This is a genomic window from Streptomyces torulosus (assembly GCF_001419765.1).
GTDB lineage: Bacteria > Actinomycetota > Actinomycetes > Streptomycetales > Streptomycetaceae > Streptomyces > Streptomyces torulosus.
Window position 1 is genome coordinate 1 of sequence record NZ_LIRK01000345.1, and the last position, 25895, is coordinate 25895.

The 25895-nt window shown below is 72.4% G+C and carries 23 protein-coding genes and 1 pseudogene; 11 read left to right on the forward strand and 13 right to left on the reverse strand.

Annotated elements, in window-relative coordinates; all coding sequences use genetic code 11:
* Window positions 1–823, reverse strand: an 823-nt coding sequence (locus tag AOK23_RS23770; protein ID WP_107102852.1) for a 5-dehydro-4-deoxyglucarate dehydratase, incomplete at its 3' end; no start/stop codon positions are given.
* 160 nt (window positions 824–983) lie between these two features.
* Here AOK23_RS23770 and AOK23_RS23775 point away from each other — a divergent pair.
* The 5 genes from AOK23_RS23775 to AOK23_RS23795 all read left to right on the forward strand — a co-directional run bounded on the left by AOK23_RS23775 (window position 984) and on the right by AOK23_RS23795 (window position 5161).
* Window positions 984–1775, forward strand: coding sequence for an IclR family transcriptional regulator (locus AOK23_RS23775; RefSeq protein ID WP_055714695.1), 792 nt, complete (start codon window positions 984–986; stop codon window positions 1773–1775).
* A 146-nt stretch (window positions 1776–1921) separates the two neighbouring features.
* Entirely contained in the window at window positions 1922–2989 is a 1068-nt protein-coding gene (locus tag AOK23_RS23780; RefSeq protein ID WP_055714696.1) for a PhoH family protein, read from the forward strand.
* Window positions 2990–3003: 14 nt separating this feature from the next.
* On the forward strand, window positions 3004–3501 hold the full coding sequence (gene ybeY / locus AOK23_RS23785) for an rRNA maturation RNase YbeY (RefSeq protein WP_055516287.1): 498 nt from the start codon (window positions 3004–3006) through the stop codon (window positions 3499–3501).
* Entirely contained in the window at window positions 3498–4805 is a 1308-nt protein-coding gene (locus tag AOK23_RS23790; protein ID WP_055714697.1) for a hemolysin family protein, read from the forward strand. The genes ybeY and AOK23_RS23790 overlap by 4 nt, the downstream gene beginning before the upstream one ends.
* Window positions 4802–5161: an MmcQ/YjbR family DNA-binding protein gene (locus tag AOK23_RS23795; RefSeq protein ID WP_055714698.1), complete on the forward strand. Its 360-nt coding sequence runs from the start codon at window positions 4802–4804 to the stop codon at window positions 5159–5161. Before AOK23_RS23790 ends, AOK23_RS23795 begins: the two co-directional genes overlap by 4 nt.
* Here the strand turns inward: AOK23_RS23795 and AOK23_RS23800 are convergent.
* A complete protein-coding gene (locus tag AOK23_RS23800; RefSeq protein WP_055714699.1) occupies window positions 5123–6565 on the reverse strand; it encodes an MFS transporter in 1443 nt (480 codons plus the stop codon). The two genes, AOK23_RS23795 and AOK23_RS23800, sit on opposite strands and share 39 nt — an antisense overlap.
* Window positions 6566–6757: 192 nt before the next feature.
* Between AOK23_RS23800 and AOK23_RS23805 the strand changes: the two genes are divergently transcribed.
* The 3 genes from AOK23_RS23805 to AOK23_RS23815 all read left to right on the forward strand — a co-directional run bounded on the left by AOK23_RS23805 (window position 6758) and on the right by AOK23_RS23815 (window position 8846).
* Window positions 6758–7579 (forward strand): helix-turn-helix transcriptional regulator, encoded by an 822-nt coding sequence (locus tag AOK23_RS23805; RefSeq protein WP_055714722.1) that lies wholly within the window; start codon window positions 6758–6760, stop codon window positions 7577–7579.
* A gap of 38 nt (window positions 7580–7617) precedes the next feature.
* Entirely contained in the window at window positions 7618–7971 is a 354-nt protein-coding gene (locus AOK23_RS23810) for a cytidine/deoxycytidylate deaminase family protein (protein ID WP_055539463.1), read from the forward strand.
* Window positions 7972–8369: 398 nt separating this feature from the next.
* Window positions 8370–8846, forward strand: coding sequence for a hypothetical protein (locus AOK23_RS23815; protein WP_055714700.1), 477 nt, complete (start codon window positions 8370–8372; stop codon window positions 8844–8846).
* Window positions 8847–8917: 71 nt separating this feature from the next.
* On the opposite strand, the gene AOK23_RS23820 is transcribed toward AOK23_RS23815, so the two are convergent.
* Both AOK23_RS23820 and AOK23_RS51990 read right to left on the reverse strand, forming a co-directional pair.
* Complete coding sequence (locus AOK23_RS23820) at window positions 8918–9256, reverse strand: P-II family nitrogen regulator (protein WP_055714701.1); 339 nt, start codon at window positions 9254–9256, stop codon at window positions 8918–8920.
* Window positions 9253–9402: pseudogene (locus tag AOK23_RS51990) on the reverse strand (ammonium transporter); the annotation flags it as partial. The gene AOK23_RS23820 and the pseudogene AOK23_RS51990, both read right to left, overlap by 4 nt.
* Window positions 9403–9741: 339 nt before the next feature.
* On the opposite strand from AOK23_RS51990, the gene era reads away from it, so the two are divergent.
* Entirely contained in the window at window positions 9742–10704 is a 963-nt protein-coding gene (gene era / locus AOK23_RS23825) for a GTPase Era (RefSeq protein ID WP_107102851.1), read from the forward strand.
* 12 nt (window positions 10705–10716) lie between these two features.
* On the opposite strand, the gene AOK23_RS23830 is transcribed toward era, so the two are convergent.
* The 8 genes from AOK23_RS23830 to AOK23_RS23865 all read right to left on the reverse strand — a co-directional run bounded on the left by AOK23_RS23830 (window position 10717) and on the right by AOK23_RS23865 (window position 21770).
* On the reverse strand, window positions 10717–11184 hold the full coding sequence (locus tag AOK23_RS23830; RefSeq protein WP_055714703.1) for a DUF4913 domain-containing protein: 468 nt from the start codon (window positions 11182–11184) through the stop codon (window positions 10717–10719).
* 4 nt (window positions 11185–11188) lie between these two features.
* Window positions 11189–15169, reverse strand: a complete 3981-nt coding sequence (locus tag AOK23_RS23835; RefSeq protein WP_055714704.1) for a trypsin-like peptidase domain-containing protein — start codon at window positions 15167–15169, stop codon at window positions 11189–11191.
* A 24-nt stretch (window positions 15170–15193) separates the two neighbouring features.
* Window positions 15194–15502 (reverse strand): trypco2 family protein, encoded by a 309-nt coding sequence (locus tag AOK23_RS23840; RefSeq protein WP_055714705.1) that lies wholly within the window; start codon window positions 15500–15502, stop codon window positions 15194–15196.
* A gap of 166 nt (window positions 15503–15668) precedes the next feature.
* Entirely contained in the window at window positions 15669–17600 is a 1932-nt protein-coding gene (locus tag AOK23_RS23845) for a protein-arginine deiminase domain-containing protein (protein ID WP_055714706.1), read from the reverse strand.
* Window positions 17601–17749: 149 nt separating this feature from the next.
* Window positions 17750–19003 (reverse strand): MFS transporter, encoded by a 1254-nt coding sequence (locus tag AOK23_RS23850; RefSeq protein WP_055714707.1) that lies wholly within the window; start codon window positions 19001–19003, stop codon window positions 17750–17752.
* Window positions 19000–20325: a GH1 family beta-glucosidase gene (locus AOK23_RS23855; protein WP_055714708.1), complete on the reverse strand. Its 1326-nt coding sequence runs from the start codon at window positions 20323–20325 to the stop codon at window positions 19000–19002. Before AOK23_RS23855 ends, AOK23_RS23850 begins: the two co-directional genes overlap by 4 nt.
* Before the next feature lie 87 nt (window positions 20326–20412).
* Complete coding sequence (locus AOK23_RS23860; RefSeq protein WP_055714709.1) at window positions 20413–20679, reverse strand: protealysin inhibitor emfourin; 267 nt, start codon at window positions 20677–20679, stop codon at window positions 20413–20415.
* A gap of 20 nt (window positions 20680–20699) precedes the next feature.
* Window positions 20700–21770, reverse strand: a complete 1071-nt coding sequence (locus tag AOK23_RS23865; RefSeq protein WP_055714710.1) for a M4 family metallopeptidase — start codon at window positions 21768–21770, stop codon at window positions 20700–20702.
* 399 nt (window positions 21771–22169) lie between these two features.
* On the opposite strand from AOK23_RS23865, the gene leuA reads away from it, so the two are divergent.
* Both leuA and AOK23_RS23875 read left to right on the forward strand, forming a co-directional pair.
* Window positions 22170–23891 carry a 2-isopropylmalate synthase gene (gene leuA, locus AOK23_RS23870; protein WP_055516257.1) on the forward strand — a complete coding sequence of 574 codons (1722 nt, stop codon included), beginning with the start codon at window positions 22170–22172 and terminating at the stop codon, window positions 23889–23891.
* Window positions 23892–24074: 183 nt separating this feature from the next.
* Window positions 24075–24827 carry a tellurite resistance TerB family protein gene (locus tag AOK23_RS23875; protein WP_420823737.1) on the forward strand — a complete coding sequence of 251 codons (753 nt, stop codon included), beginning with the start codon at window positions 24075–24077 and terminating at the stop codon, window positions 24825–24827.
* Window positions 24828–24844: 17 nt separating this feature from the next.
* Here the strand turns inward: AOK23_RS23875 and AOK23_RS23880 are convergent, their stop codons facing one another.
* Window positions 24845–25780, reverse strand: coding sequence for a dihydrodipicolinate synthase family protein (locus AOK23_RS23880; protein WP_055714712.1), 936 nt, complete (start codon window positions 25778–25780; stop codon window positions 24845–24847).
* Window positions 25781–25895: the final 115 nt, after the last annotated feature.

Below are 25895 nucleotides of genomic sequence, written 5' to 3' on the forward strand. Positions count from 1 at the left end.
GGTCGGTGAGCGGGGCGCGGACCGGGCCGACGGGACGGCCGCGCAGCCGGGCGGCCGCCTTCACCAGCGACACCGCGTACCCGGGCCGCCGGTCCCGCAGCTCGACGAGGGGGACGTAGAACGCACGCAGCAGCCTCTCCACCGCCGGGTCGTCACCGCGCCGCAACGCGCCGAAGAACGCCCCGGCGATCTCGGGCGCGAAGGCGTGGACGGCGGAGGAGTACGCCGGGACACCGACCGTGGCGTACGCGCGGGCCTGCACCTCGGCGGTCGCGGCGCCGTTGAAGAAGAGGAAGCCCTCGGGGGCGGCGAGGGTGAGGCGCTGGAGCCGGTCGAGGTCGCTGTGCCCGTCCTTCAGGCCGACGACGTTCGGGACGCGGGCGATCCGGCGGAGCGAGTCGGCGGTGAAGGAGACCTGGTCGCGCTGGTAGACGATGAGCGGCAGCCGGGTCCGCGCGGCGATCTCCTCCACCTGGCCGACCAGCCCGTCCTGCGGGGCGGCCACCAGGTAGTGCGGCAGCACCAGCAGCGCGTCGGCGCCGGCCTCCTCGGCGATCCGCGCGAACCGTACGGCCTGCGCCCATCCGTAGCCGGTCCCGGCCACCACCGGCACCCGCCCGGCCGTCACCTCCACGGCGGTGGTCACGACCTGCCGGTACTCGTCCTCGTCCAGGGAGAAGAACTCGCCCGTGCCACAGGCGGGGAAGACGGCGCCGGGGCCGGTGGCGACCTGCCCGTCGAGGTACGCGGTGAAGCCGTCGAGGTCGAGGGAGCCGTCGGCGCGGAAGCTGGTGAGCGGGAACGACAGGACGCCGTTCGCCATGCCGTCGCGCAGCCGCCGGACCGTGGCCGTGGGGAGGTCCGAGTCGAGGCCCAACTGAACGTCATCTCCCTATGTAGACGTTCTCCATGTATGAGGATGGAGGTTAGATATATGAATGACCGGCGTCAATGGGCAGGACCCGGCCGCTTACGATCGGCGCATGGCGGAGACAGAGGGCGCGGGGGGCGTCCGTGAGGTGAAATCGGCCGCGCGCACCCTCGACCTGCTGGAGCTGCTGGCCGCCCGCGGCGACCGGCCGGCCCGGCTCCAGGAACTGGCGGACGCGCTGGGGGTCCCGCGCAGCTCGATGTACGCGCTGCTTCAGACGCTGATCGGCCGGGGCTGGGTCCGGACGGACACCACCGGCTCCCTCTACGGCATCGGCATCCGCGCCCTGCTCACCGGCACCGGTTACCTCGACTCCGACCCGCGCGTCCGCGCCGTACGGCCGTACCTCGACGAGGCGTCCGAGGCGCTCGGCGAGACCATCCACCTGGCTCGCCTCGACGGCATGGACGTGGCCTACCTGGCCACCCGCGAGTCCCACGAGTACCTGCGCACGATCAGCCGCGTCGGCCGCCGCCTCCCCGCCCACGCCGGCGCCCTCGGCAAGGCCCTCCTCGCCGAGCGCCCCGACGAGACGCTGCCCGAGGGCCCGTACGAGGCGCTCACCCCCCGCACCCGCACCACCCGCGCGTCCCTCGTCACCGACCTCGCCGCCACCCGCGCCCGCGGCCACTCCGTCGACCGGGAGGAGGGCGTCCCCGGCATCGTCGGCTTCGGCTTCGCCCTGCGCTACGACACCCCGGCCCGCGACGCCATCAGCTGCTCGGTGCCGACCACCCGCCTGACCCCGGCCCACGAGGACCGCATCGTGCGGGTGATGACGGAGACCAGAGCCAGGATCGAGGCCGCGACGGGGGGCACGGCGGGCGCCCCCCTCTGGCGCTGAGCCACCGAGCCCCCCGAGCTCATCCGCACCGTCGAAAACTCCTACGGCGTTGTCGGTGCCCCGGCGTACCCTTGAATCGCAAGCGCAGCCCCCGCACAGGGCCTGCGAGCCGTTACAAGGAGGACGTGCGGCCCCAGAGCCGGCCCATGACTCAGACACCCACAGCTCACACCCCCGCGCAGGGCAAGGCGAGAGCGCAGTTCACCGTCCCCGCGGCGCACCCCATGGTGACCGTGCTGGGTTCCGGCGACTCCCTCCTGCGCGTGATCGAGAAGGCCTTCCCGGCGGTCGACATCCACGTCCGGGGCAATGAGATCAGCGCGGTCGGCGACGCCCCGGAAGTCGCTCTCGTCCAGCGCCTGTTCGACGAGATGATGCTGGTGCTCCGCACCGGACAGCCGATGACGGAGGACGCAGTGGAACGCTCGATCGCCATGCTGAGAGCGAGTGAGAACGGCAAGAGCGACGGCCAGGAGACCCCGGCCGAAGTGCTCACGCAGAACATCCTGTCCTCGCGCGGCCGCACCATCCGCCCCAAGACGCTCAACCAGAAGCGGTACGTCGACGCCATCGACAAGCACACCATCGTCTTCGGCATCGGCCCCGCCGGCACCGGCAAGACCTACCTGGCGATGGCCAAGGCCGTACAGGCCCTGCAGTCCAAGCAGGTCAACCGCATCATCCTGACGCGCCCCGCCGTCGAGGCCGGCGAGCGGCTCGGCTTCCTGCCGGGCACCCTCTACGAGAAGATCGACCCCTACCTGCGCCCGCTGTACGACGCGCTGCACGACATGCTCGACCCCGACTCGATCCCGCGGCTCATGGCCGCCGGGACCATCGAGGTCGCGCCCCTGGCGTACATGCGCGGCCGCACGCTCAACGACGCCTTCATCATCCTCGACGAGGCCCAGAACACCTCGCCCGAGCAGATGAAGATGTTCCTCACCCGCCTCGGCTTCGACTCGAAGATCGTGATCACGGGTGACGTGACGCAGGTCGACCTGCCGGACGGCACGAAGTCCGGTCTGCGCCAGGTCCAGGACATCCTGGACGGCGTCGAGGACGTGCACTTCTCCCGGCTGTCGTCGCAGGATGTCGTCCGGCACAAGCTCGTCGGCCGTATCGTCGACGCGTACGAGCAGTACGACAGCCAGCACGGCACCCAGAACGGCTCCCACAAGAGCCGCGGCAGGGCCGGGCACAAGGGGAAGTAGACAAGCACAGCGCCATGTCGATCGACGTCAACAACGAGTCCGGAACCGAGGTCGACGAGCAGGCGATCCTCGACATCGCCCGCTACGCACTCGCGCGGATGCGCATCCACCCGCTCTCCGAACTGTCGGTGATCGTCGTGGACGCCGACGCCATGGAGCAGCTGCACATCCAGTGGATGGACCTGCCCGGCCCGACGGATGTCATGTCCTTTCCCATGGACGAGCTGCGTCCGCCGTCCAAGGACGACGACGAGCCGCCGCAGGGCCTCCTCGGGGACATCGTGCTGTGCCCCGAGGTCGCCGAGAAGCAGGGCAAGGAAGCGGCCACGCAGCACTCCATGGACGAGGAGCTCCAGCTCCTGACCGTCCACGGAGTGCTGCACCTCCTCGGTTACGACCACGAGGAGCCCGACGAGAAGGCCGAGATGTTCGGTCTGCAGGCGGCCATCGTGGACGGCTGGCGCGCGGAGAAGGGCCTCACCGGCCCGTCCCCGGCCCCGACCGTGTCATGAGCGCATCCCTCGTCAGCGGTGCCGTCGCCCTGGTCGTCGTCGCCTGGCTCGCCGCCTGCGCGGAGGCGGGCCTCGCGCGGGTCTCCAGCTTCCGGGCCGAGGAGGCCGTACGGTCGGGGCGGCGCGGCAGCGCCAAGCTCGCCCAGGTCGCGGCCGACCCGACCCGCTATCTGAACGTCGCGCTCCTGGTGCGCGTGGCCTGCGAGATGGCCGCCGCCGGGCTCGTCACCTACGCGTGCCTCCAGGAGTTCGACGAGACCTGGGAGGCGCTGGTCGTCGCCATCGGCGTCATGGTCCTCGTCTCCTATGTCGCCGTCGGCGTCTCCCCGCGCACCATCGGCCGCCAGCACCCCCTGAACACGGCCACGGCCGCGGCGTACGTGCTGCTGCCGCTGGCCCGGATCATGGGCCCCGTCCCGGCCCTGCTGATCCTCATCGGCAACGCGCTCACCCCCGGCAAGGGCTTCCGCCGCGGCCCCTTCGCATCCGAGGCGGAGCTGCGCGCACTGGTCGACCTCGCCGAGCAGGAGTCGCTGATCGAGGCCGAGGAGCGCCGCATGGTGCACTCGGTGTTCGAACTCGGCGACACCCTCGTCCGGGAGGTGATGGTCCCGCGCACCGACCTCGTCGTCATCGAGCGGTACAAGACGATCCGCCAGGCGCTCACCCTCGCCCTGCGGTCCGGCTTCTCCCGTATCCCCGTCACCGGGGAGAGCGAGGACGACATCGTCGGCGTGGTCTACCTCAAGGACATGGCCCGCAGGACGCACATCAACCGCGACGCCGAGAACGAACTGGTCTCCACCGCCATGCGCCCCGCGGTCTTCGTCCCCGACACCAAGAACGCCGGCGATCTGCTCCGCGAGATGCAGCAGGAGCGCAACCACGTCGCCGTCGTCATCGACGAGTACGGCGGCACCGCCGGCATCGTCACCATCGAGGACATCCTGGAGGAGATCGTCGGCGAGATCACCGACGAGTACGACCGGGAGCTGCCCCCGGTGGAGGAGCTCGGCGACGACCGCCACCGGGTCACCGCCCGCCTCGACATCACCGACCTCGGCGAGCTGTACGGGCTCGACGCCTACGACGACGAGGACGTGGAGACCGTCGGCGGTCTTCTCGCCAAGGCGCTGGGGCGGGTGCCCATCGCCGGTGCCTCCTCGGTCGTGGAACTGCCCGACGGGCGGGAACTGCGGCTCACCGCGGAGGCCGCGGCCGGCCGTCGGAACAAGATCGTCACGGTGCTGGTGGAGCCGATCGGCCCGGTCGGGCCGCCACTGGAGGAGACGAAGGCGGAGTGAGCCCCGACGAACTGCGCGCTTTCTGCCTGTCGTTCGACGAGGCCGTCGAGGACTTCCCGTTCCGTCCGGAGATCTCCGTCTTCAAGGTCCTCGGCAAGATGTTCGCGCTGAGCTGGACGGAGCAGCGGCCCCTGAAGGTCAACCTCAAGTGCGACCCCGAGGACGCGGTCCGGCTGCGCGGTGAACACCCCGGCCTGATCGCCCCCGGCTACCACATGAACAAGCGTCACTGGAACACGGTGACGGTCGACGGCGATCTCCCGGACGCCGTTGTCCGGGAGCTCATCGAGGACTCGTACGACCTGGTCGTGGCCGGGCTACCGCGAGCCGAGCGGCTGCGCCTCGACCGTCCCTGACGCGCCGCGCCGCACCCGCAGGCCCACCGCGACCAGGACCGCCGCCGCCAGGACGATCGCCGTGTCCAGGGCGAGGACCAGATGGACCCCGGCGAGCAGATCGCCCGAGGTGGTGGCGAGGACGCCGAGCAGCGGGATGCCGACGGTGATGCCGACCTGCTGGGTGGAGGTGACGAGGCCGGTGGCGAGGCCCTGTTCGCGGTCGGGGACACCGGAGGTCACGGTCAGGCCGTAGGAGATGATCGCGCCCAGGTGGCACATGCTCGCCAGGGACACCGCGGTCACCGCCAGCCACACCGACCAGCCGGCCTCGCCGATGCCCAGCAGGGCGGCGGTCAGCAGGCCCTGGCCGGCCAGGGAGACGGCCAGGGTGGGGCGGGCGCCGAAGCGGCCGATGACCCGGGGGGCGTATGTGCCGGCCACCGCCGACAGCACCCCCTGGGTGCCGAAGACCAGGCCCGTCTCGAACGCCGACAGCCCGAGGGTCTCCTGGAGGTACAGCGTCAGGACGAAGACCACGGTCGACATCATCGAGAAGGTGACGAGTCCGCCCAGGTTGCCCCACGCCACCGTCCGGCGCCGCAGCATCGGCAGGGACACCAGCGGCTCCTTCGCACGGGACTCGACGCGGACGAAGGCCACCAGCAGGGCGAGCCCCACGACGAGCGTGCCGATCACGTCGGCGCCGCCGAAGCCGCGCTCCGCCGCCGTGGACAGGGCGTAGATGACGGCCAGCAGACCACCGGTGACCGTGATCGCGCCGGGCACGTCCAGCCGCGGGCGCTGCGGGGTGCGGGACTCGGGCAGCAGACCGGGGGCCAGCGGCAGCACCAGCAGCGCGAAGACGGCGAGCAGACCCATCGTGGAGCGCCAGCCGAGCGCGTCGGTCATCACCCCGCCGGCCACCATCCCGAAGGTGAAGCCCAGCGACAGCACGGTGCCCGAGACACCGAGGGCCCGGTCACGGGCCGGCCCCTCCGGGAACGTGGTCGTCAGCAGCGACATGCCCGTCGGCACGATCGCCGCCGCGCCGAGACCCTGGAGCGCGCGGCCCGCCAGGAACGACGCCGGGTCCCAGGCGAACGTCGCCAGCACCGAGGCCGCGCCGAACAGGGCCAGCCCGGCGAGGAACAGCCGGCGGCGGCCGTACAGGTCGCCGACCCGGCCGAAGAGGAGCAGGAATCCGCCGGAGGGCAGCGCGAACGCCGTCACCGCCCACTGGAGCGCCGACGGGCTCATGCCGAGGTCGGGGCCGAGGAGGGGCAGCGCCACGTTCAGGACGGAGAAGTCGAGCGCGACCATGAACTGGGCGGCGCACAGGACGAACAGGACGAGACGGTCGCGTGGGGACAGGGTGGTGCGTCCGCCGGGGGCGGCGGCCGGGGACTTGGTGTCGATTGCCATGGGAAGACAGTGCGGCGGCCGGAATAGCCGTGGGGAGCGGGCAGTTGTCCTGGTGGTGGCACCACCAGCCGGCGATCGGCGGCGGGGCGGGTGCCGGCATGCCGTCGAACCGGGGGAGTAGGACACGTGGCAGTGGTCGCGGGGACCGCGGCGGGCAGGACGCACCGCCGCACCGAACTGCGTGAGTTCCTGATGAGCAGGCGGGCCCGGGTTTCCCCGGCCGACGCCGGGCTGCCCGACGGCGGGGCCCGGCGCCGTACGCCCGGCCTGCGCCGTGAGGAGGTCGCCGTCCTCGCGGGCGTGGGCGCCTCCTGGTACCAGTGGCTGGAGCAGGGACGGGACATCTCCGTCTCCCCGCAGGTGCTGGACGCCGTCGCCCGGGTGCTGCGCCTCAGCGGCGCCGAACGGCGGCACCTGTATCTCCTCGCCGGGCTCAACCCGCCCGTCCCCGAGGCGGAGCCCGAGCGGCACGACATGTGCGACGGGCTGCGGCGCATGCTGGACGCGTGGATGCCGTACCCGGCGCACATCATGGACCGGTACTACAACAGCGTCCTCCACAACGACGCGGCCGCCCTCGTCCTCGGGATGCGGCCGGGTGTCACCCAGAACTGCCTCCTGGACTTCTTCACCGACCCGATGTACCGCTCCCGGTCCCGGAGTTGGGAGGCGAACGCCTGCTCGGTCGTCGCCCAGTTCAGGGCGGCGTGCTCGGCGACGCCCGACGACGAGGGGCTGCGGGAGCTGCTGGCCCGGCTCATGGCGGCGAGCCCCGAGTTCACGGACCTGTGGGAGCGGCGGGACATCGAGGACGCCGGGCAGATCCGCAAGGAGCTGGACCATCCGGTGCTCGGGCTGCTCTGCCTGGAGTCCAGTGTGATGAAGATGCCGGCCCGCCCCGATCTGACCATCGTGCTCCACACCCCGCTGGACGAGGCGGACACCGCGGCCAAGCTGGAGCGGCTGGTCTCGCCGGAGGGCAGGCGCGGGGCCCTGTACCCGGTGGCGGGGTGAGCGCGGGCACCGGCCGCGCGGCTACGTATGCTCGGATCATGACCGACAGCAGCGCGCTCGACCCCGAGGACCGCAAGATCGTCACCCTGGCCCGTTCCGCGCGGGCCCGCAACGGCGTGCCCGAGGGCGCGGCCGTACGCGACGAGACGGGCCGGACGTACGTCGCGGGAACCGTCGCCCTGGACTCCCTGCGGCTCAGCGCGCTGCGCACCGCGGTCGCGATGGCGGTGGCCTCCGGCGCGAAGTCCCTGGAGGCGGCGGCCGTGGTGAGCGACTCCGACGCCGTCTCCGACGAGGACCGCGCCGCCGTGCGCGACCTCGGCGGCGCGGGGACCCCGGTGCTGCTGGCGGGTCCGGACGGCACGGTGCGGGCGACGGTGACGGCGGGCTGAGCCCCGCCGGGGCCTCCCGCAGGCTAGTGTTACGGCCGGTAACAGCCTGTCGGGTCGCGGGAGAATCACCCGCGGACGAGTGGACACCCGGCTCCCGTCGCCGACAACTCGCGCGGTGCGGGACAGAACGCCGTGACATCGGCCCGCCGGGAAGTGGTTGAACCCGCAAGCGGCGTACGGCTTCGGCCACTTTTGTCGACCCTGGGTGCGACCGGCAGAGCTTCTCTTGCAATCTCAGGCGCCGCGCGTCTCAATGGAGCCGTTCCTATGGCGGACCGTCAGATTCCGCCGCGCGGCCGCGCGTTGTTCCGCCCCCACATGGCAATGCCCGTACCGGGCCGTACGGGGCTGTCCCCAAGCCCCGTACAACTCCCGTGCAAGGGAAGGGAAATCGCTCGATGAGACGCATACGACTCGGAGTCGGCGCGGCGTTCGCCGCGGGGACGCTCGCCGTCACCGGCCTCGCTCTCGCCCCCAGCGCCGCGGCCGTCACCCCGCAGTCCGCGACGATCAACGCCAGCTGTGCGATCGGCGGCTCCGGCGCGGCCACGCTCACGGCCACCCAGGACGGCACGTCCGCCACCGTGACCCTCTCCTCCTCGGAGATCACCGCACCGATCGCCTTCGCCGAGGACTCCATCCAGTCGACGCTCACCTTCGTGAAGGCGGGCGGCGGCACCACCTCCTTCACCGGCACCGAGAACCCGGCGCTGGCCGCCGGCGACGGCATGGTCGTCGGCCCGCTCACCGGCACCGTCGCCCCCGGCGACAGCCTGGAGGCGTACGGCGGCTCCCTGCAGATGGTCGTCTTCGGCTTCCCCGTGAACTGCACGGCGAGCGGACCGCAGTCGCCGGGCCCGTTCGTCTTCGACTGAGCCGAGCGCCCATGAGTGAGGGGTGGTGCGACCCGCGGGCCCGCACCACCCCTCATGCCGGTTCCGTCGCCTCAGAGCGCGTCGGGACCCCGCTCGCCCGTCCGCACCCGTACGACCGTCTCCACCGGCAGCGCCCACACCTTGCCGTCGCCGATCTTGCCGGTCTGCGCGGCCCTCACGATCGCCTCGATCACGGCCTCGGAGTCCGTGTCGTCGACGACGACCTCGATCCGCACCTTGGGGACCAGGTCGACCTGGTACTCGGCGCCGCGGTAGACCTCCGTGTGGCCGCGCTGGCGCCCGTAGCCGCTGGCCTCGCTGACGGTCAGACCGTGCACGCCCATCTCCTGGAGGGCGGTCTTGACCTCGTCGAGGCGGTACGGCTTGACGATCGCGGTGATGAGCTTCATGCCTGGATTCTGGCTTTCTGGACGGAGGGGGCGGAGGGGATCACGAGGGAGGAGCTGACCGGGGCGCCATGGCCCAGGACGCCGTGATCGTATGCGGTCTCGGCGTGGACCGTAAGGTCGCGACCGGTGTGCTCCTGGTCCTCGGCCCTGCTGGTCATCGACTCGGGCCCGAAGACGCCGATGAGTGCAGCGCGGACCCGTCAATCACAACCTCCGCGTTCACTTGATCGGGTGATCAATGTCGAACGCGCAGTGGCATCTCGTACGGATGCGTACATTCGGTTGTGGCGATGCGGGGCCGAGTCAGCGGTCCCTGGCCCACCCCGACAGCCCCGGGGTGCGACTGGACGCAAACGACGCATCACCGCCAGTGATGCCCGTTGTGCAAGCCCGGGACTCCAGCACCGGGTAGTTGACCTTGAACTTCCAGCTCACGGCGTTACGAGGGAGGGCTCAGGGCAGACGGGCTCTGTCGATCAGGGACAATGGGCGCCATGAGCGTTCGTACCCAGTCATCCGAGCAGCCGGCCGAGGCCGCCCACCGCGCCGGTTTCGCCTGCTTCGTGGGCCGCCCCAACGCGGGCAAGTCCACCCTCACGAACGCTCTGGTCGGCCAGAAGGTGGCGATCACGGCGAACCAGCCGCAGACGACGCGGCACACGGTCCGCGGCATCGTGCACCGGCCGGACGCCCAGCTGATCCTGGTCGACACCCCCGGCCTCCACAAGCCGCGCACGCTGCTGGGGGAGCGCCTCAACGACGTCGTCCGCACCACGTGGGCCGAGGTCGACGTGATCGGCTTCTGCCTCCCGGCGAACGAGAAGCTCGGCCCCGGTGACCGGTTCATCGCCAAGGAGCTGGCGTCCATCAAGAAGACGCCGAAGATCGCGATCGTCACCAAGACCGACCTCGTGGAGGGGCAGCGGCTCGCCGAGCAGCTCATCGCGATCGACCAGCTCGGCAAGGAGCTGGGCTTCGAGTGGGCCGAGATCGTCCCGGTGTCGGCCGTCGGCGACAAGCAGGTCGACCTGCTGGCCGACCTGATCGTCCCCCTCCTGCCGGAGGGCCCCGCCCTCTACCCCGAGGGCGACCTCACCGACGAGCCCGAGCAGGTCATGATCGCCGAGCTCATCCGGGAGGCCGCGCTGGAGGGCGTCCGCGACGAGCTGCCGCACTCCATCGCCGTCGTCGTCGAGGAGATGCTGCCCCGCGAGGGCCGCCCCGCCGACAAGCCCCTCCTCGACATCCACGCCTTCGTCTACATCGAGCGCCCCAGCCAGAAGGGCATCATCATCGGCCCCAAGGGCAAGCGCCTGAAGGACGTCGGCATCAAGTCCCGCAAGCAGATCGAGGCGCTGCTGGGCACCCCGGTCTTCCTGGACCTCCATGTGAAGGTCGCCAAGGACTGGCAGCGGGACCCCAAGCAGCTGCGCCGCCTGGGCTTCTGACCCACCCGCCCGTCAGTCCAGGGCGAACGGGTTCCTCGACGTCGGCAGACGCTGGTCGTCGAACAGCTCGGCCGGGGGCGTCTCCACGAGGAGCGGCTCCGGGGGGTTGTGGCCGTCCGCGCACCGCGTGAAGGGGCCGGTGACGGGGTCGAGCAGGGCCCGCACCGTCGGGTCGAGGTGGTGGACCCACCAGTTGGACATGCCGAGGCCGGCGTCCCAGCGCAGTGCCTCCCAGGCCCGCCACAGCGAGTCCAGCCGGGACAGCGCCTCGGGGTGGCGGTACCACTCGGGACACCACACCCGTCCGGAGCCCGGGGCCGGGCGGGAGACGAAGTGGACGAAGCGGTCCGTGACGAACTCGCCGACATTGCCGTAGAACAGCTCCGCCGGCCGGGCGGCGCTCTCCTCGTCCCGCCGGATGTCCTCGACGGACTCCTCCTGGAACTCCTCCCGCCCGGTGCCGGCCGACGGTGATGTCATCGCGTCACACTCCTCTTCGCAGCTGTACGTCGACGGCCTCCGCATGGCGGCCGACCCGCTCCAGGGCCTTGGCCAGCCCCTCGACGATCCACCTGAGCCCGTTCTGCTTGCTCGGGTCCCCCGCCACCACGTCCCGGTAGAGACGCAGGGCCCGCCGGGCCGGCCGCAGCGCACGGGCGGCCCGCCGTACGTCGTGCCGCCCGCACAGGCTCAGCGTCTCGCCCAGCCCGTGCAGCAGCCACGCGGCGTCCTCCGGCGGCTGATCGTGGCGCGCGAGCAGCGCCACGCACGCCTCCTCCGCTTCCAGCGCGGTCCGCCAGGCCGCCGCGTCCTCGCCCGCCCTCGCCCGGCTGTTGGCCAGCCGCAGCAGGGCGGAACAGAAGGGCCACTCCTGGCCTTCCGGGTCCACGGCGAGGAATCCGCGGCGCAGCCGCACCTCGTGCTCCGCGACCCGCACGGCCTCGGGGAAGACGCTCGCCTTCAGCAGGGCCCGGCACAACGCCGCGCACGTCATGGCCAGTTGCTCCTCCTGGGCCGGGTCGGCGGCCGCCAGCTCCACCCGCAGGCCGTACGCCTCGCGCAGCGCGGTCACCGCCCGGTCGGCCAGCGCCCAGGACGTCCCGTAGCTGGAGCCGAGGTCGTGCAGACACTCGGCCAGCCCCCGGCGCGCGCCCTCGTCGACCCGGGCCAGCCGCCGGTAGTGCGGCAGCGCCTGGCGCAGCACGATCCGTACGGCGATCTGCCGGTCGTGGCGCCAGTACAGGTCGGAAAGGTCGTGGAGCGCGTTGGCGTAGCCCTCGGTGTAGAGGCCCGGGGCGTACTCGCTCAGCCGCCGCCGGACGGCGAGCCCCTCGTTCAGCGCGTCGAGCGCGTCGGCGGGGCGGCCCAGGACGTCGTAGGAACGGGCCAGCCCCAGAGCCGTGCCGGACCTCGAGTTCAGGTCGCTGGCGCTGAGCGGTTCGGCGCGCGCGTAGGCCTCCAGGGCCTCCCTCGCACGCTCCGCCGCCGCCTCGTGGTCGCCCGCGCGGGAGAGGAACGTGGCGAGGGTGCCGAGCGACTGGGCGAGGGCCGGCACCGCCGTCCCGTAGGGTTCCCGCGCCATCGCCCGGCGGTGCTCGATCGCCTCGTCGACACAGGCCCGCGCGGCGGTGTCGTCGCCCGCCAGGTGGTGTTCCCAGGCCAGGTTGTGCAGCATCTGCGCCAGGGTGGGCCGGTGGACGGCGGGGAGCTCCTCGGCCAGGGGGCGCATCAGACCGATGGCCTCCCGCAGCAGCGCCATGCACTCGGTGTGCGGGCGTCCGGCGGAGTCCAGGTCGACGGCGAGGCTCATCAGGGCGCGCGCGAGGTCGGCGGTGTACGCGTCGGGGTTCTCACCGGCCAGCCGGCGGGACGCCTCGACCGCCTCCTCGCTGAGCGACACCGCCTCCGGATGCCGCTGGAAGCGCCACAGGCTCGCGCCCCGCTCCGCGAGCGCCCGGGTGAGCAGCAGCGGATCGAGATCGGGCCGCCGCGCCACCAGGTCCCGGGCCCGGCGGACGGCCTCGGCGCTGTGGTCGTCGGACCGGGCGACCTGATCGAAGCCGAGCGCGCTCGGGTCGAGCCGCCAGACCACCTGGGACTGGTGGATGAGGGCCCGCACGAGTCCGCTCCCGCGTCGCTCGCCCTCCTCACCGCCCTCTTCGCCGCCCGCTTCGTCCGCTTCCTCCGCGAGCGCGCGGAACAGGTCCAGCGCCCGGCCGCCGACGTCGTGCGCCCGCGCGGGGCTCCCCGTCGTCCGCAGGGCCTGGGAGAGCATCAGCAGCGAGTCGGCCCACTCCGTGCGGTGGGTCGCCGTCCCGTCGGCCGCGAGCCGCTCCCGCAGCTCCGCCGCCGCGGCTGCCGCCTCCCGGGCCCGCGCCCAGTCGCCGACCGCCGACTGCCGTTCCGCCAGGTTGTGCAGCGCCCACGCCCGGTCGCGCAGGGCCCGCGGGTCGTCCCCGGCGGCCCCGCACAGCCCGCTCAGCGCGCGGGCGACGTCGAGGGCGTACTCCCGCAGCACATGGGACTGTTCGGGCAGGGTGTCGGAGTGCGCGCGCAGCACGGCCGCGGTCAGCGGCGCGTCGGCGGGCAGCGAGCGCAGCGTCTCCCGCAGCCGGCCGATGACGGTGTACGCCTCCTCGGCGCGGCCCGCGTTGGCGTGGGCGACGGCCGCACGGGCCAGCACGGTGAGGGTCTGCACCCGCTGGTGGTCCGGCGCCCGGTCGAACAGCAGCCCGAGCAGTCGGGGGTCGAGGAGGATCTGCTCGCAGGCGTGGGTCTCCGCCAGCCGGTCGGGCTCCAACTGGCCCCAGTAGCGGTCGTCGGCCGACGGGTACAGGTCGCGCAGCCAGGCGGCGACCTCGGCGATCAGCAGCGGCGACTCGGCGGGCAGCAGCCGCGCCACGGTCGCGTGCGCCTCCGTCTCACCGAGCGCGGGGCACAGGACGGCCGCCGCCACCGCCCGGGCGAGCAGCCCGTCGCCGAGCCGGCCGAGACCCCGGCGGTCGGCACTCTCGTGCCAGTACTTCGTCTCGTGCTCCAGCAGCTCCGCCTCCAGGCTCTCCCCGTCCTGCGAGGGGAGCCGGACCCGGCGCAGCAGCGCCGCGAGAGCCGCCATCTGCACGGTCAGCGCCGTCTCGGCGCCCGGGGCGGCCGTGGCGCGGCGGGCCGGGAGGGTCTCGGCGAGCCCGGCCCAGTCGACGTCCGGGTCGCCGGTGGCCTCGGCGAGCCGGCGGGACAGGTCACGGGCCGCCGTGCGGAAGGCGTGTTCGCGGTCGGGGGCGGCGGGGCTGAGCGCGTGCAGCCGGATCTCGCGCAGGCCGCGGGCGGCCCGGGTCTGCCAGGTGCCCAGGGAGCGGGCGAGCAGCAGCAGCCGCACCGGGTGCCGGGCCTGCTCGGTGCGCTGGCGCAGCTGCCTGACCAGCTCGGGCCGGGTCTCGGCGTAGTCGACGACCAGCAGCAGCGGATGCCGGACACCGCGCAGCACGTCGAGGTCGGGCGGGTCGTGGACCACCTGCCCCGCCACCCAGCCCAGGTCCCGCATACGGGCCGTCAGCCGCCGGGCCAGCCGGGTCTTGCCCTGGCCGCCGGGGGCGGTGATCACACGGACGGCGGGGAAACCGCCCGAGTCCGTCAGACACCACCGCTCCAGCTGTTCGAGGGTGTCCTCCCTGCCGTGGAACGACACGACCTCGGCGTCGGCCCGCAGCAGCATGCTGGGCGAGCCGATCTCCCGTTTGGGCGGCGCCTGCTCCAACAGCCGGGCCAGCTCGGCGGGTTCGGCCTGCGGGTCGACGGAGGTCGCCCGCCTCACCACCGCCCGGAACCCGTCGAGGGCCAGCAGGTCCTCGCTCCGCGTGTACGTCAGCCGGGTGCCCTGGCCGGGCCGGCGGTCGTACTGCACCACCCCGAGCAGCAGGGCCCCGCCGTCCGCGAAGACGGCCGCGCCCGACATCCCGGACCACGACGTGGTGCGTGCGGCGGTCGTACCGTCGAGTCCCGACAGGTCCGCCCGGAGGGGGCCTGCGTCGTCGAGGATCTCGTGGGGTGGACCGGCGTGCGGGCGTACCCGGCCGATCAGCACCTCCCGGTCCCGGCGGCCGGCCGCGGTCCGCTGCTGGCGGGGGAAGCCCAGGGCGGCGACCGGGATCTCCGTGCCGACGGTGACGCACCGGCCCCAGCGCTGCGGGCGGCGGCCGAAGGCCCCGCGCAGCGTGCTCGGCGGCGACCACCGCCCGTCGTCGGCGGGGATCTCCAGCAGCGCGGCGTCCACGGTCTCCCCGTCGTCCCGCCGCCACCGCACCACCACCGGGAACCGCTCCGTCCCGCCGGGCAGGGACACCGTGATCGCGCCGTCCGCCTCCGGGGGCACCAGATGCGCGGCGGTCAGCACCAGCCGGGGCGCGACGAGATAGCCGCTGCCGAAGCCCGCGCCACCGCGGACCTGGACGACCTGCGTCTCCTCCACCGTTCGGCCCCCGCGCGCCCCGGCCTACTCGACGTCGCCCACGGCGACGTCGCCGCCGCCGTGGTGCTCCGGCTTCAGCGTCAGGGTCACCCGCTGCACCGACCGCGTCGCGCGCTCCGTGCGGGCGTCGGCCTCCACGACACCGAACCGCAGCGCCCCGCCGCCGTTGCGGGTCCGCACCAGCTCGACCTCGAACTCCGCGGTGATCTCCCCCACCACGAACCGCAGCGGGGACCCCTGCCCGCGCCGCTGCGCCTCCGCGAGCTGCGTCCGCAGCACCTCGACGGCATCGGCCAGGTCCAGCCAGTCCTCTTCCCGACCACCGCTCGCCATGACCCGCCCTCCGTCACCCCGTCACCGTGCGCGCCCATCCTAGTGACCTCGCATCAGGAGCCCCCAGCGGCAACCCACTTCACCTCCCGGGGGCCGGAACACGAACGTGCCGTCGCCCCCGGCGGCCGGGGGCGACGGCACGTTCAGGCCGGGTGCGCGGGGTCCGCTAGCGCGTCCACCAGGCGGCCGACGCGTCACGCAGGGTGTTCGTGCCGCAGTGGATCTCGCCCATACCCATGTGGTACGTCTCCCAGTCGTCGATGTACGACACCTTCATGCCGGCGGCGGTGTACGCGGCCGTCACCGCCTCGGTGAAGATGTCCTTCCCGCCGATGACGGGGCCCCACTGGCGCGGCGCCAGGTAGTGGGTGCGGCTGAGGACGATGCCGTTGACGGCGCCGGGGACGTACGCGCTGGTCATGACCGACGGGGCGGGCGCGGCGGGGCTGCCTACGGCGCCGTTCGCGGACGGGGCCGCGCCGCCCGGCGTGGCCCGGTCGAGATTCCGCTGCTGGCCGTGGTCACGGGCCACGTCGGGGAGTTCGGCGCCCGCGCCGAGACGGCTCAGCCGGGGCAGGCGGAGCTTCTCGTCACCCGACTCGCCCCGCTGCTCCCGGCCCTGGGTGAACAGCGCCGGCACACGCACGACCTCGGCGTCCGTGACGCCCGTCTCGCGCTTGAGGATCGCGAGGTTGGCCTCGATGCGGCGCGTGGCGAGGTTGTTGTCGGAGACCAGCGTCTTGGAGGCGAGGGCCTCGTTGATCGTCTCGATCGGGCCGACCGGCAGCGAGAACATCCGCTTCGAGCCGTGCCCGGCGGCCTTGGCGTCCCGCAGCAGCTTCAGGCCCGCCTCGGGGTCGGCGACGGCGAGCTTCCAGCCGCGCGGGGTGTCGGCGGGCAGGAACTGCACGAACTCGTCGACGTGGCCCACGTGCAGCCAGGAGGTGTCCAGGAACAGAGGGTCCTGAAGGCCCTGCGACTTCAGGAACGTCCGCATCACCTTGGCCGGCTTGGAGCCGCTGTCGGGGCGGTGCCCCATGATGATCCGGCCCGCCGGGAAGGAACGGTCGCCGTGGGCGTAGGGCGGGATCGTCTCCACGTTGCCCATGGAGTTGAGCGTCCACTCCTCGGAGGGGCGGGCGCCGGTCACCTGGACGGCGCCGACGTTCGGGCCGCGCAGCTTCTCGAACAGCTCCCGGCCCGCCTCGCGGTCCATCTGCGCCGAGCGCAGCATCACCCGCATGACCTGCCGCCGCCCGTCCGCACCGGTCATGCTGACGTAGCCGGGCTCCACGAAGTCCTGGGCCCAGACGTCCTGGTACTTGGTGAAGTTGATCGTCGGCTTGGTGATGCCGGCGGCCCGCGCCTCCTTGTCCAGGCCCTCGCGGAAGGCGCGGTTGAGCTTCGCGTAGTCGTCGGTGCCGGGGATCTTGGTGACCAGCATCTGCTGTGCGTTCTGCAGGTGGTGGTGGGTGAGGACCGGCGCCACCCGCAGGGTCACCGTGTCGGAGGACGTGCCCGCGGAGGACTTCACGGTCAGCCGGATCCGGGCGGTGCCGTCCCACTTGGCGGTGTCCCGGATGACGTCCCGCGCCTCGACACCGAACTCCACGCCCGCCCGCAGCTCGGCACGCGTCAGCCGGGTCTTCGACGTGACCGGCACCCATGTGTCGGCCCGCTTCAGGAAGACCCGGGCCTTGTCGGCGCCGGCGGTCACCTTCACCGTGCCCTGCGCGCCGGCCGGCAGGCTCTTCATCGGCACGGAGCGGACGCGCGCCAGGTCGGCGGCGTCGGCCGTGCCGTTCACCTTGGTGTCGGAGGCGTCGTTGCAAGCGGCCAGCTTGGCGTCGGACAGCGGCTTGCCGTTGGACGCCTTGGTGGGGCACCGCTTGGTGTCGTCGTCGATGTTGGGCAGCATCAGCGCGCCGCGCCCGACCGTCCAGCCGTTCTCACCGGCGTTGTCCGTGGTGCCGGTGACGTCGACCTGGCCGTCCCGGTTCGCGTCCACCCGCAGATCGGTCGGCGGTGCCCCGTCCGCGAAGGCGACGGGCGCGGCGAGCGACGGCACGGCGAGCAGGGTGCCGGAGACGGCGAGCACGGCTATCGCACGGCGTGCAGGGCGGGTGAGGGCGGATCTCGGTGAACGCGTGGGCACAGGGCGTCCCTTCAGCAACGGGGGTGGTCGTCACAGAAGAGGGCCGAACCGGGGAATCCGTTCCCTGTGCGCCGGCTGTGCGTTCGGGTGATCTACTCCACTCCCCGGATCCGCCCCACGAACACCGCCCCCGCCAGCCCGATCACCGCTGCCACGAGGTACAGCGTCCGGTAGCCGCCGAGGTACGTCACGATCGGCGCGGCGATCACCGGCGCGACCACCTGGGGAAGGGAGTTGGCGATGTTGATGACGCCGAGGTCCTTGCCCCGGTCGCGCGCCTCGGGCAGCACGTCGGTCATGAGGGCGAAGTCGACGGAGGCGAACACACCGAAGCCGAGCCCGAGGAGGGCCGAGGCGACGATCGCGCCGGGCCAGGTCGGCCAGCCGGCGATCAGCGCCGTCGCGACCGCCATCAGCAGCCCCGACCAGTACACGAACGGCTTGCGACGCCCCACCCGGTCCGACCACACCCCGGCGACCACCACCGTCGCCAGCAGCATCGCCGCGTTCACCGCCGTGAGGATCAGCACCCCCTGCTCGGGGTCGTGGTACCGGACGCGGTCCCGCAGGTAGAAGAGCAGGTAGAGCAGGCCGATGCCGTTGCTCAGGTTCACCAGGAAACGCGTCAGCCACGCCCACGCGAAGTCCGGGTGGCGGCGCGGGCTCAGCCAGAACCCGGCGAGGAAGCCCCGCCACGACCACACCGGCCGGTCCGTCACCGACAGCCGCGGCTCGGGGTGGCGCAGGACGTACGGCAGCACGCCCGCCAGCGTGAACACCGCGCACGCCGCGTACCCCGCGCCGACACCCCCGCCGAGCGTCGCGAGCCCCGTGCCGCCGACCACGCCCAGGATCTGCGCGGCGCCCAACCAGCCGCCCACGGCACCCCGTTGGAGCCGCGGCACCCGGTCCGGCACCGCAGCGGTGACCGCCGCCCAGGACGCGTTGAGGGTCAGCTGGACCAGACACCAGCCGACCGCCATCGTCCACAGCCCGCCCGCGCCCGCGAGGAGCAGCAGCGCCACCGCGCCGCCCGCCGCGCCCGCCACGATCCACGGCGTACGGCGCCCCCAGCGGGACGTCGTACGGTCCGACAGCGCGCCGAACAGCGGTGTGGCGACCAGGGAGACGACCGCGCCGGCGCCCGTCACCCAGGCCAGCATCGTCTCCTTCGACATCCCGGCCCCCGGCGCGAAGTGCTCCGCCTGGGAGGCCAGCAGGATCTGCAGCGGGCCGTACCAGCCCACCCAGATCGCCGCGTTGGCCAGTGCCAGCGTGGCGGTCCAGCCCCCGCCGACCCGGGCGACGGGCTCGGCGAGGGCGTCGACCGGCTGCGTCGTCGTCATGCCCGGCGCTGCGCTCTGAGCAGGTCCCGGTACCACCCGTACGACGCCTTGGGCGTCCGCTCCAGCGTCGCGTAGTCGACGTGCACGAGCCCGAACCGGCGGGCGTAGCCCTCCGCCCACTCGAAGTTGTCGAGCAGCGACCACACGAAGTACCCACGGACGTCGACGCCCGCCTCCACGGCCCGGTGGAGCGCCCGGACATGGCCGTCCAGGTAGGCGATGCGCTCCTGGTCGTCAACGCCCTCGTACGAGCACCCGTTCTCGGTGATGACCACGGGCGGCAGCCGGTCGCCGTACCGTTCCCGGAAGGCGGTGAGGAGGTCCGTCAGGCCCGACGGCACCACCGGCCAGCCGAAGTCCGTCGTCGGGACGTCCTCGATCTCCTTGACGGTGAAGGGGAGTTCGGCGGGGATCGTCACACCGCCGAACTCGATGTCGGTGCCCTCGGGGGCGCCCACCCGGGTCGGCGCGTAGTAGTTGACGCCGTACCAGTCGATCGGCTCGGAGATCACCTTCAGGTCCGCCGAGACGTCGCTGCCCGGCATCAGCTCGCCGATTCCGTCCGGGTACTCGCCCAGCAGCACCGGCTCCGCGAACAGCCGGTTCAACAGCAGGTCGTAGAAGGCCGCCGCCTCCACGTCCGGCTGCTCCGCGGACGCGGCCCACGTCGGCCCGTGCGAGTTGGCGATGCCGATGTCGAAGGCCCCGGCCGCGCGCAGCGCCCGTACGGCCAGACCGTGGCCCAGCAGCTGGTGGTGGGCGGCCGGGAGGGCGTCGAACATCAGCTGCTTGCCCGGCGCGTGGGTGCCCAGCGCGTGGCCCAGCAGGGTGTGCTCGGCGGGCTCGTTGAGGGTGATCCACTTGGTGACCCGGTCACCGAGGCGGTCGGCGACGACGGCGACGTACTCGGCGAACCGCTCGGCGGTGTCCCGGTTCAGCCAGCCGCCCGCCTCCTGCAGCGACAGCGGCAGGTCCCAGTGGAAGAGGGTCGGCACGGGGCGTACGCCCGCCCCGGCCAGCTCGTCCACCAGCCGGTCGTAGAAGTCCAGTCCGCCGGGGGCGTTGACCCGGGGCCAGGACACCGAGAAGCGGTACGCGTCCACGCCCAGCTCGCGCAGGAGGGCCACGTCCTGCGGGTAGCGGTGGAAGTGGTCGCACGCCACCGCCGCGTTCGAGCCGTCCTTGACGCGGCCCTCCTCGGCCGTGAAGGCGTCCCACACGGAGGGCTCGCGCTGGTCCGCGGCCCCCTCGATCTGATGCGCGGAGGTCGAGACGCCCCACAGGAAGCCGGCCGGGAACTGGGGTATCGGGTTCGTCGCCATGCGCGGATCATCCGTACCACGGGTAACGGAAGTCAACGGCCGAGAACGATTGCCCTGTTACCGCCGGGTATCAGCAGGGGCCCGTACTCACGCCCCTTCCTTGAGCACCCTTCTGATCAGCTCCCGCTGCTCCTCCGTCAGCCCGGGATCCGCGCAGTACACGGTCCGCCCGTCGACGGTGATCTCGTACGAGAACCCGTCCGGCACCCCCGGCGGGGCCGCGCCCCGGCCGCCGGCGAGTGCCCCCTCGGCCAGAGCGCGCCATTCCAGGGCATCGGGCCGCCCCGCGGTGTCCACCACCGCGTGCCGCTCGATGCCCGCGAAACCGCCCGTGCGCCGCACCTCAATCCGCATGGGTCATGTCTAGTACGGAACTACAGTGTGCGCACGCCCACCTGTTCCCAGGCCTTGAGCACGGCCGTCAGCTCGTCGCCCTGCCCGTACCGGTCCTTGGTGGCCTTCACCGTGAGCGTCGCGAAGTCCACGAACAGCGCCTGCTGCTTGAGTTCGCCGCCGGTCAGCACGTCGTACCAGATCTGTCCGGCCCGCTCCCAGGCGTAGCCGCCGAGCGCGGTGGCCACCAGGTAGAACGCGTGGTTGGGGATACCGGAGTTGATGTGCACGCCGCCGTTGTCGCGGCCCGTGCGGACATAGCCGTCCATCGTCGCCGGCTGCGGGTCCTTGCCGAGGACGTCGTCGTCGTACGCGGTGCCCGGAGCCTTCATCGAGCGCAGGGCCACCCCCGTGACACGCGGCGCGAGCAGGCCCGCGCCGATCAGCCAGTCCGCCTCGGCGGCGGTCTGACCCAGCGTGTACTGCTTGATGAGGGCGCCGAAGACGTCCGACATCGACTCGTTGAGCGCGCCCGGCTGGCCGAAGTACGTGAGGTTCGCCGAGTACTGGGTGAGGCCGTGGCTGAGCTCGTGGCCGATGACGTCGATCGGGATGGTGAAGTCGAGGAAGATCTCGCCGTCGCCGTCGCCGAACACCATCTGCTCGCCGTTCCAGAAGGCGTTGTTGTAGTCGCGGTCGTAGTGCACGGTCGCGTCCAGCGGCAGCCCGCTGCCGTCGATCGAGTCGTGCCCGTACGCCTTGAGCAGCAGCTCGAACGTGGCGCCCAGGCCCGCGTAGGCGCGGTTGACCGTGGCGTCCCTGCCGGGGTCCTCGCCCTCGCCGCGCACCTGGTGGCCGGGCAGGGTGGTGCCGTGCCGGGCGTCGTAGATGGTGCGGTGGGGTGTGCCGGGCTCGGCGCCGACGGGCGCGGTGATCGCCGGGGCGCCGATGACGGTGGTCAGCCGGCGGCGGGTGCGTTCGAGTGCGTCGCGCTCCAGGGTGCGGCGGGCGGCGCCGGAGAGCGCGGAGTCCTCGGCCTGGGCGAGCTTGTCGAGGACGTGGGGCGGTACGACTGTGCAGAAGACGGGCTCTTGGCCCCCGTTTGTCGTCATGAGTCGCACGATTGCACTCCGTTAGGGGCGTGTCACTAGGGGCAACCTTGATTGGTGAAATGTCGCCGTATGGGTTGCGATTCGTCACCGCTCTGTTACTGAGGGTTGCGTGCGGGGTTGCGGGTGGGTGGGCGTTGATCGCGCGGTTCCCCGTGCCCCTTCGATGCGGCCGGTGTGGTCTTGCGCACCTTTTGTCCAGGTTGCTTCCTTGGTCCCGCATACTGATACGACCCCGCGCGACAGAAGAGACTCGGCTACGCTGCTCCGCATCATGCGTTTCGGGCTGCTTCTCCTTAGCTGCCGCGGCGAGGGCCTGTAGTCGAGGCCGACCCCCTCCCCGCGGTGCTCTGGCGTTGCGTTGTCGGCCGTCCTTTCGGACCATCGAGGAGCCCACGCATCATGGCGAACCGCCAGCAGCCCACGTCCATGCCGATCCACAAGTACGGGCAGTACGAGCAGGTCGACATCCCCGGCCGCACATGGCCGGACAACCGGATCACCGTCGCCCCCCGCTGGCTCTCCACCGACCTGCGCGACGGCAACCAGTCCCTGATCGACCCGATGTCGCCCGAGCGCAAGCGCCGGATGTTCGACCAACTGGTCAAGATGGGCTACAAGGAGATCGAGGTCGGCTTCCCGGCGTCGGGGCAGACCGACTTCGACTTCGTACGGTCGATCATCGAGGAGCCGGGCGCCATCCCGGACGACGTCACGATCTCCGTCCTGACCCAGGCCCGTGAGGACCTGATCGAACGGACCGTGGAGTCGCTGAAGGGCGCCAAGCGGGCCACCGTGCACCTGTACAACGCCACCGCCCCGGTCTTCCGCCGCGTCGTCTTCCGCGGCTCCAAGGACGACATCAAGCAGATCGCCGTCGACGGCACGCGGCTGGTCATGGAGTACGCCGAGAAGCTGCTGGGCCCCGAGACGGAGTTCGGCTACCAGTACTCGCCGGAGATCTTCACCGACACCGAGCTGGACTTCGCGCTGGAGGTCTGCGAGGCGGTCATGGACGTCTGGCAGCCCGGCCCGGGCCGCGAGATCATCCTCAACCTGCCCGCCACCGTGGAGCGTTCGACGCCGTCCACGCACGCCGACCGCTTCGAGTGGATGGGCCGCAACCTGTCCCGCCGCGAGCACGTCTGCCTGTCGATCCACCCCCACAACGACCGCGGCACGGCCGTCGCCGCCGCCGAGCTGGCGCTGATGGCCGGCGCCGACCGCGTCGAGGGCTGTCTGTTCGGGCAGGGCGAGCGCACCGGCAACGTCGACCTGGTCACCCTGGGCATGAACCTGTTCTCCCAGGGCGTCGACCCGCAGATCGACTTCTCCGACATCGACGAGATCCGCCGCGTGTGGGAGTACTGCAACCAGATGGAGGTCCACCCGCGCCACCCGTACGTGGGCGACCTGGTCTACACGTCCTTCTCCGGCTCCCACCAGGACGCCATCAAGAAGGGCTTCGACGCCATGGAGGCCGACGCCGCCGCCAAGGGCGTCACCGTCGACGACATCGAGTGGGCGGTCCCGTACCTGCCGATCGACCCCAAGGACGTCGGCCGCTCCTACGAGGCCGTCATCCGCGTCAACTCCCAGTCCGGCAAGGGCGGTATCGCCTACGTCCTGAAGAACGACCACAAGCTGGACCTGCCGCGCCGGATGCAGATCGAGTTCTCGAAGATCATCCAGGCGAAGACGGACGCCGAGGGCGGCGAGGTCACCGGCTCCGACATCTGGGCGGTCTTCCAGGACGAGTACCTGCCGAACCCGGACAACCCGTGGGGCCGCATCCAGGTCCGCAACAACCAGTCGACCACCGACAAGGACGGCGTGGACACGCTGACCGTGGAGGCCGAGGTCGACGGCGCGCAGACCACCCTGGTCGGCACCGGCAACGGCCCGATCTCCGCGTTCTTCCACGCGCTGCAGGGCATCGGCGTCGACGCCCGGCTGCTGGACTACCAGGAGCACACGATGAGCGAGGGCGCCTCCGCGCAGGCCGCCTCGTACATCGAGGTCGCCATCGACGGCAAGGTCATGTGGGGCATCGGAATCGACGCGAACACGACCCGCGCCTCCCTGAAGGCCGTCGTCTCCGCCGTCAACCGCGCGGCGCGCTGACCAGCCTCACCGGCGGTTTGAAAGCCCCGTTCGCCGAATTCCGGCGGGCGGGGCCCGTCGTTTACCGGCCAAACCCTGTGGAGGTCACAGGAAGGCGTCGTCCGGAGTACTGACTGCGCCTCACCGATGTGGCTAACATCACGCAAGCGCGGCGATGGTGCCGTGGAGCTACGGAGGTGCGACGTGCTGCCAGGACGGGGACCAATCGGCCGTGCCGCCGGGCTCGCGCGCGGCGGGGAGGCCGGGAGCGCCGGGCCGACCGGAGGCGCCGCGCGGCTCACGCGTCTCATGGGCACCCGGATCGCGTGGACCGGCGTCGGCGACGGCGAGTTCTTCTGCCCCGGCTGCGGAGGCGACCGCAACTACCAGCGCCTCACCGGACGCCGCCGTTTCACCCTCCTCGGTGTCCCCGTGCTGCCGCGGGGCGAGACCGGCCCCGTCGTGGAATGCGCGGCCTGCCGCCACCACTACGGCACGGAGGTCCTCGACCACCCCACCACCGTCCGCCTCTCGGCGATGCTCCGCGACGCCGTCCACACCGTCGCCCTGGCCGTCCTCGCGGCCGGCGGCACCCGCACCCGCACGTCCCTGAGCGTCGCCGCGGGCGCCGTGCGCTCCGCCGGATTCGACGACTGCACCGAGGACCAGCTCGACGCCCTCGTCGAGGCCCTCGCCGCCGACACGGGCCGCCTCTTCGGGGAACCCTGCGGGGCGGCCGGGCTGTCCATAGAGCTGCACGAGGCCCTCGACCCGCTCGCCCCGCACCTCGCCCCCGCGGGCCGCGAGGCGATCCTCCTCCAAGGCGCCCGGATCGCCCTGGCCGACGGGCCCTACACCCCCGCCGAACGCGACGTCCTGTCCACCGTCGGCGCGGCGCTCACCATCTGCGCGGACGAGGTGACCCGGCTGCTGGCGGAGGCCCGCACCCCGTCCTGACACCCGCCCGCCGCGCGCTACAGCAGTCCCGCCGCCGCCAGGAACTTGCCCACCCGCTCGACCTCGTCGTCCGACAGCGGCACCTGCGGCTCCGCCGTCACCGGGCACGCGATGACGCCCCGCAGATGCAGGGCCGCCTTGAAGGCACCGAGGGCGGCGGAGCCGGTGCCCATGCGCTGCGGGTCGCCGGTGCGGACCATGCCGAAGAGAGCACACAGGCGCTCCTGCTCGGCGCGGGCCCGGTCCCGGTCGCCCGCCCGGCACAGGCGGTGCAGCCGGACGTAACCGGCGGGGTCGACGTTGGCGAGGCCCGGGACCGCGCCGTCCGCGCCCATGGCGAGCGCCGCGTCGACGAGCAGCTCGGACCCGGTGAGGACGGCGAAGCCGGTGACACGGGCGTCGTCGCGGGCGCCCGTGACGACCGTACGGAAACCGGCCAGGTCCCCGCTGGAGTCCTTCAGCCCGGCGATCACCCCGTCCGCGGCCAGCTCCAGCACCACCTCGGCGGGCAGCTTGGTGTGCACGGCCGACGGGATGTCGTACGCGAGGACGGGGACCGGGGAGCGGGAGCCGAGCAGACGGTAGTGGCGGGAGATCTCCGCCGGATGGGTGGCGGTGTAGAAGGGCGCGGTCGCCACGACCGCCTCCGCCCCGGCCGCCGTCACGGCCCGGACGTGGTCGAGGACGCGGGGCGTCGTCATGTCGATCGCCCCGGCGAGCACCGGGAGCTGACCGCCGACGTGCCCCACCACCGTCTCCACCACCGTCCGCCGCTGCGCGTCCGTGAGGAACGCCGCCTCCGACGACGACCCCAGCACGAACAGCGCGTCCACACCGCCCGCCACCAGATGGTCGACCAGACGGACCAGTGAGGGGACGTCCACCTCGCGGTCCGGTGCCAGGGGGGTGCAGACGGGCGGGATGACACCGGTCAGCGGGGCGGGGACGGTCATGGCTGCTCCCTTGGGCCTGTCGTTTGGATCACGCCTGGGCCGCGGGGCGTGGTGCGCGCCTCTGCCGGGTTGTCGTCACTCGCCAACTCCCCCACGCTCGAACAACCTCGCGCGG

What these genes read in the sequence shown, in the direction of transcription:
- AOK23_RS23775 (WP_055714695.1), top strand. Translation starts at nt 984, where the DNA reads ATGGCGGAGACAGAGGGCGCGGGGGGCGTCCGTGAGGTGAAATCGGCC.
- AOK23_RS23880 (WP_055714712.1), bottom strand. Translation starts at nt 25,780, where the DNA reads ATGACCGTCCCCGCCCCGCTGACCGGTGTCATCCCGCCCGTCTGCACC.
- AOK23_RS23780 (WP_055714696.1), top strand. Translation starts at nt 1,922, where the DNA reads ATGACTCAGACACCCACAGCTCACACCCCCGCGCAGGGCAAGGCGAGA.
- AOK23_RS23805 (WP_055714722.1), top strand. Translation starts at nt 6,758, where the DNA reads ATGAGCAGGCGGGCCCGGGTTTCCCCGGCCGACGCCGGGCTGCCCGAC.
- AOK23_RS23790 (WP_055714697.1), top strand. Translation starts at nt 3,498, where the DNA reads ATGAGCGCATCCCTCGTCAGCGGTGCCGTCGCCCTGGTCGTCGTCGCC.
- AOK23_RS23860 (WP_055714709.1), bottom strand. Translation starts at nt 20,679, where the DNA reads ATGCGGATTGAGGTGCGGCGCACGGGCGGTTTCGCGGGCATCGAGCGG.
- era (WP_107102851.1), top strand. Translation starts at nt 9,742, where the DNA reads ATGGGCGCCATGAGCGTTCGTACCCAGTCATCCGAGCAGCCGGCCGAG.
- AOK23_RS23800 (WP_055714699.1), bottom strand. Translation starts at nt 6,565, where the DNA reads ATGGCAATCGACACCAAGTCCCCGGCCGCCGCCCCCGGCGGACGCACC.
- ybeY (WP_055516287.1), top strand. Translation starts at nt 3,004, where the DNA reads ATGTCGATCGACGTCAACAACGAGTCCGGAACCGAGGTCGACGAGCAG.
- AOK23_RS23855 (WP_055714708.1), bottom strand. Translation starts at nt 20,325, where the DNA reads ATGGCGACGAACCCGATACCCCAGTTCCCGGCCGGCTTCCTGTGGGGC.
- AOK23_RS23850 (WP_055714707.1), bottom strand. Translation starts at nt 19,003, where the DNA reads ATGACGACGACGCAGCCGGTCGACGCCCTCGCCGAGCCCGTCGCCCGG.
- AOK23_RS23830 (WP_055714703.1), bottom strand. Translation starts at nt 11,184, where the DNA reads ATGACATCACCGTCGGCCGGCACCGGGCGGGAGGAGTTCCAGGAGGAG.
- AOK23_RS23810 (WP_055539463.1), top strand. Translation starts at nt 7,618, where the DNA reads ATGACCGACAGCAGCGCGCTCGACCCCGAGGACCGCAAGATCGTCACC.
- AOK23_RS23815 (WP_055714700.1), top strand. Translation starts at nt 8,370, where the DNA reads ATGAGACGCATACGACTCGGAGTCGGCGCGGCGTTCGCCGCGGGGACG.
- AOK23_RS23820 (WP_055714701.1), bottom strand. Translation starts at nt 9,256, where the DNA reads ATGAAGCTCATCACCGCGATCGTCAAGCCGTACCGCCTCGACGAGGTC.
- AOK23_RS23840 (WP_055714705.1), bottom strand. Translation starts at nt 15,502, where the DNA reads ATGGCGAGCGGTGGTCGGGAAGAGGACTGGCTGGACCTGGCCGATGCC.
- AOK23_RS23865 (WP_055714710.1), bottom strand. Translation starts at nt 21,770, where the DNA reads ATGACGACAAACGGGGGCCAAGAGCCCGTCTTCTGCACAGTCGTACCG.
- leuA (WP_055516257.1), top strand. Translation starts at nt 22,170, where the DNA reads ATGGCGAACCGCCAGCAGCCCACGTCCATGCCGATCCACAAGTACGGG.